Annotated in this window: 5 protein-coding genes and 1 tRNA gene; 2 read left to right on the top strand and 4 right to left on the bottom strand. The window is 51.3% G+C overall.

Annotated features, from left to right (window positions below; translation table 11 throughout):
- The first annotated feature begins 127 nt into the window (after positions 1 to 127).
- Both AC1HCM_RS07930 and AC1HCM_RS07925 read left to right on the top strand, forming a co-directional pair.
- Entirely contained in the window at positions 128 to 934 is an 807-nt protein-coding gene (locus AC1HCM_RS07930) for a CheR family methyltransferase (RefSeq protein WP_479461230.1), read from the top strand.
- The gene (locus AC1HCM_RS07925) at positions 931 to 1,968 is read left to right on the top strand and encodes a protein-glutamate methylesterase/protein-glutamine glutaminase (protein ID WP_479461229.1); all 1,038 of its coding nucleotides are present in this window, start codon (positions 931 to 933) and stop codon (positions 1,966 to 1,968) included. Before AC1HCM_RS07930 ends, AC1HCM_RS07925 begins: the two co-directional genes overlap by 4 nt.
- On the opposite strand, the gene AC1HCM_RS07920 is transcribed toward AC1HCM_RS07925, so the two are convergent.
- The 4 genes from AC1HCM_RS07920 to AC1HCM_RS07905 all read right to left on the bottom strand — a co-directional run bounded on the left by AC1HCM_RS07920 (position 1,956) and on the right by AC1HCM_RS07905 (position 3,646).
- Positions 1,956 to 2,369 carry a CoA-binding protein gene (locus AC1HCM_RS07920; RefSeq protein ID WP_479461228.1) on the bottom strand — a complete coding sequence of 138 codons (414 nt, stop codon included), beginning with the start codon at positions 2,367 to 2,369 and terminating at the stop codon, positions 1,956 to 1,958. The two genes, AC1HCM_RS07925 and AC1HCM_RS07920, sit on opposite strands and share 13 nt — an antisense overlap.
- Before the next feature lie 22 nt (positions 2,370 to 2,391).
- Positions 2,392 to 2,467, bottom strand: a tRNA-Val gene (locus tag AC1HCM_RS07915).
- A 4-nt stretch (positions 2,468 to 2,471) separates the two neighbouring features.
- Positions 2,472 to 3,263: a tryptophan synthase subunit alpha gene (trpA, locus tag AC1HCM_RS07910; RefSeq protein WP_479461227.1), complete on the bottom strand. Its 792-nt coding sequence runs from the start codon at positions 3,261 to 3,263 to the stop codon at positions 2,472 to 2,474.
- The gene (locus AC1HCM_RS07905) at positions 3,251 to 3,646 is read right to left on the bottom strand and encodes an OsmC family protein (protein ID WP_479461226.1); all 396 of its coding nucleotides are present in this window, start codon (positions 3,644 to 3,646) and stop codon (positions 3,251 to 3,253) included. Before AC1HCM_RS07905 ends, trpA begins: the two co-directional genes overlap by 13 nt.
- Positions 3,647 to 3,864: the final 218 nt, after the last annotated feature.

The raw sequence follows: 3,864 nt of genomic DNA, 5'->3' as shown, positions 1-3,864 counted from the left end.
GGTCTTAGCTTCTTGATTTCACGCTCGTTCTTAGTCCCGAGTATCCTTTTCAAAAGCCATCCTATCATCTTATAACTCCCAAGTTATTTAATTTAATTAGTTTAAAATAAAACCGCAAGACAGCGTTATGAAGACAGAAGAAAGACAGCGCCTAATGGAACTACTCAGGAAAGCTATCTACGAGCTCACCGGCAACTACTACCCCGACGAGAGGATGAAGATACTTGAGTACAAGCTGGAGAAGCTTATAAGGGGCATGCCCGTAGGTTCAGACAACGCCGAAGGCGTCATATCTTACTTCCTGAAGTCTCCCGAGAGGAAGAGGATGCTGATAGACCTCATGACCGTCCCGGAGACGAGGTTCTTCAGGGAGAGGGAGCAGCTTGAGGTTCTCTTTGACAGCGTTCTCAAGGGTATCCAGAGCTTTGATGTGGCGAGCATAGGCTGTTCAACTGGACAGGAGCCCTATACCTTGGCCATGATGATGAGGCTCAGGGGAATCATTGGCAGGGTTGTGGGCATGGACATAAACGAGGAAGCCCTCCAGAGGGCAAAGGAGGGTGTTTACAGGAGCTCGGAGCTCAAGGATATCCCCCAGGAGTACAGGGGCTTCGTTGAGGTAAGGGATAAGTTTCTGTTCATAAAGCCGGAGATAAAGAGGATGGTGGAGTTCAGGCAGGCAAACCTGATAGAGAGCGGCGACTTCCTCCCCTTCAGGGAAAACTTCTCGGTGGTTCTGTGCAGGAACGTTCTCATATACTTTGATAAGGATTCCAAGAGGAAGGCACTAACTAACATAAGCTACATATTGAAGAAGGAGGGGATACTGGTTCTGTCAGCTACAGAGCTCCTTGGGAAGGAGTATCAAGACCTCTTTGAGCCCTTCAGGGCTGGGAGGTTTCTATTCTTTAGAAAGAGGGAGGATAGGAGATGATAAGGGTTCTGATAGTTGACGATTCGCCCTTCATAAGACTTGCCCTCAGAAAGATACTCAGCGGTGCTGAGGATATAGAGGTAGTCGGGGAGGCATCCAACGGCAAAGAGGCTGTCAGGCTCGCTCAGGAGCTTAGACCCGATGTCATAACCCTTGATGTGAATATGCCTTTGATGGACGGATTGAAGGCTCTTGAGGAGATAAGGAGGGTGTGTCCCCCCTGCAAGGTTCTCATGATAAGCGCCCTCACCAAGGAGGGTGCCCGGGAGACGATAGAAGCTCTTGAGAAGGGGGCTGTTGACTTCATAACCAAGCCCACCGACTATCAGGAGCTCTTCAGCTTCAAGGAAGAGATAGTGAGAAAGATAAGGGCAGCCTTCAGCGCAGGGATAAGGAGGGAGATATCCTTCAAGCCCCCTGTGAGGAAAAGGGAAGCCTCCTTCAGCGTGCCTCCTCTTGTCGCTATAGGGATATCAACTGGCGGTCCCCAGACGCTGAAGGTAGTTCTCCCCTCACTGCCCGAGGACTTCCCCTCGCCGGTGATAGTCGCCATCCACATGCCCGATACCTTTACGGCGACCTTCGCCAGCTACATGGATTCCCTCTGCAGATTGCCCGTCAAGGAAGCCCAGGAGGGTGAGGTTATCAGGGGTGGTCATATATACATATCAAGGGGAAGAATCCACCTTACCCTGAGAGGGACGCCCGAGAGGGCGTATGTCAGATACATAGAGGACGATTCCTATCCCTACAAGCCCTCGGCGGACCTCCTCTTGTCCTCGGCAGCGAAGGTCTTCGGCAGTGACACTATAGGCGTCGTCATGACTGGGATGGGAAACGATGGAGCGAAGGGAATAGTTGAGGTAAAGAGGGCTGGTGGGGTTACGGTTGCAGAGGACCCGAGCAGTGCCATACTCTGGGCTATGCCCGAGAGCGCAATAAAGACAGGCTGTGTTGATTACGTCGTTCCCAAGGAAGAGATGGCTGACCTCCTAATCAAGCTCGTAAAGGGTGCGAAGCTTCAGGAAAGGTAGCCAGCCTCCACACCTATGCAGGCTTCATAGACAAACTTTATCTTTCCCTTGTACTTTTCAATGACCTCGTAGTTCTCCGCTCCGGGCTGAAGCCAGACAACCTTAGCCCCCACCTCAATAGCCTCCTGGACTATAGGCTCTACGTGGGCTGGGTTTCTGTAAACGTTAACTATATCAATCGGTTCTGGCACGTCCTTAAGGGAGGGAAGCACCTCTATGCCGAGGATCTCCTGTCCCGCATACCTCGGGTTCACGAGATAGATCTTGTGCTTTCCTTTCTTCAGAACCTTCTCGGTTGTGTAGTAGGAAGGTCTCTCGGGCTTTGGAGATATGCCAACCACAGCGACGACCTTAGCCTCCTTGAGCGCCTCAAGGGCATCATCTCTGTGCTGAACCTCCATTCCAAACCTCCTGAGAGTCCTATGGTGGGCGGTGGCGGACTTGAACCGCCGACCTCCATCGTGTGAGGATGGCGCTCTCCCAACTGAGCTAACCGCCCTTCCCTATTTAATTATAGTACCTTCCTTTAGCTCCCTTACCTTCTGCGAGAGCTCTCCGAAGTTCTTCTCCGCAGTTAGCTTGACAAGAAGGCTGCCGACGACAACGCCGTCCGCAAACTCCGATATCCTCCTTGAGTGCTCACCCGTTGAAACTCCGAAGCCGACAACCACAGGCTTGTTGCATATACCCCTGTACCTCTCTATGTTCCGCCTGAGCTCCTCAATCGGGAGCTCCTTTCTTGCGCCGGTGGTTCCCGTCAGGGAGACGAAGTAAACCATGTCATCCGTTCTCTCACATATCAGGCTCAGGCGCTTCTCTGTGCTCGTAGGGGAAGCCAGGAGTACAAGGGAGAGTTTATACTCTGCCATAACCTCTTTGAGAGAGCCACACTCCTCTGGGGGAAGGTCGGGAACTATGAAGCCGTCAATTCCGCTCTCCACAGCCCTCCTACAGAAATTTTCATGTCCAATTCTGAAAATCGGGTTGTAATAGGTCATCAAGAGGATGGGAACCTTGGGAAAACTCTCCTTTATAGTCCTTGAAGCCTCAAACACCTGCTCTGACCTTATACCGTTCTTGAGGGCGACCTCGTGGGCGAGCTGTATAGTTGGTCCGTCCGCAACGGGGTCTGAGAAGGGAAAGCCGAGCTCAAGTATGTCGGTACCTTCAGAAAGAACGGTCTCAATCGCCTTCATAGAGGTCTCGTAGTCTGGGTAGCCCACCATAAGGTAAGACACAAGAGCCTTCTCCCCTTTCCTTTTGAGCTCCTCAAATTTCTCCTTCAGCCTTCCCATAGCTCGTAATCCACCTCTATCTGGGCAACCCTGCTGAGCATGGCATAGACACTGCAGTACTTTTCTACGGACAGCTTTATAGCCTGCTCAATTGCCTTCTTCTCTACCCTGCCCTTTATCCTGTAGGTAAGCCTTATCCTCTCATAAACCCTTGGATGGTTTTCCCTCCTGAGTCCGGAGATTTCTATCTCTATGTCTTCCACCTCCTGCCTCTTCTTCTTGAGGATGGTATAGACATCAACTCCAGAGCAACCTCCGAGGGATACGAGAAGGAACTCCATAGGCTTAAAGCCCTTTTCTCCAACAGGAATTTCCCCGCTGGAGAGCTTCGCTGTGTAGGTTCCTTCATCGGACAGTTTGAGGGATACTCTCTTCTCTTCCATGGAAGAAGACATTATAAAAGAAGAAAAGAAAAAAGAGGAAGGGGGCGGTCCAGCGAACTGGACTCGGGGGCTACGCCGTAGCAGCCATACTGGGTCAGAATACGAACCTGAACTGAAGGGTTATGGCATCGTTATCTATCTCGTTCCTCTGCTCGTCGTACTTCTGGTACTCAAGGGTCCACCCAAAGAGCTTAGCCCTGTCATACCAGTAGTTTATG

It is taken from the genome of Hydrogenivirga sp. (genome assembly GCF_056450045.1).
Note: the sequence above shows the minus strand (reverse complement) of the source record. Positions and strands in the feature narration are given on the sequence as shown.

Excerpts from the sequence above, each read along its gene's own strand:
- AC1HCM_RS07930 (WP_479461230.1), top strand. The coding sequence starts at position 128 with ATGAAGACAGAAGAAAGACAGCGCCTAATGGAACTACTCAGGAAAGCT.
- AC1HCM_RS07925 (WP_479461229.1), top strand. The coding sequence starts at position 931 with ATGATAAGGGTTCTGATAGTTGACGATTCGCCCTTCATAAGACTTGCC.
- AC1HCM_RS07905 (WP_479461226.1), bottom strand. The coding sequence starts at position 3,646 with ATGGAAGAGAAGAGAGTATCCCTCAAACTGTCCGATGAAGGAACCTAC.
- AC1HCM_RS07920 (WP_479461228.1), bottom strand. The coding sequence starts at position 2,369 with ATGGAGGTTCAGCACAGAGATGATGCCCTTGAGGCGCTCAAGGAGGCT.
- trpA (WP_479461227.1), bottom strand. The coding sequence starts at position 3,263 with ATGGGAAGGCTGAAGGAGAAATTTGAGGAGCTCAAAAGGAAAGGGGAG.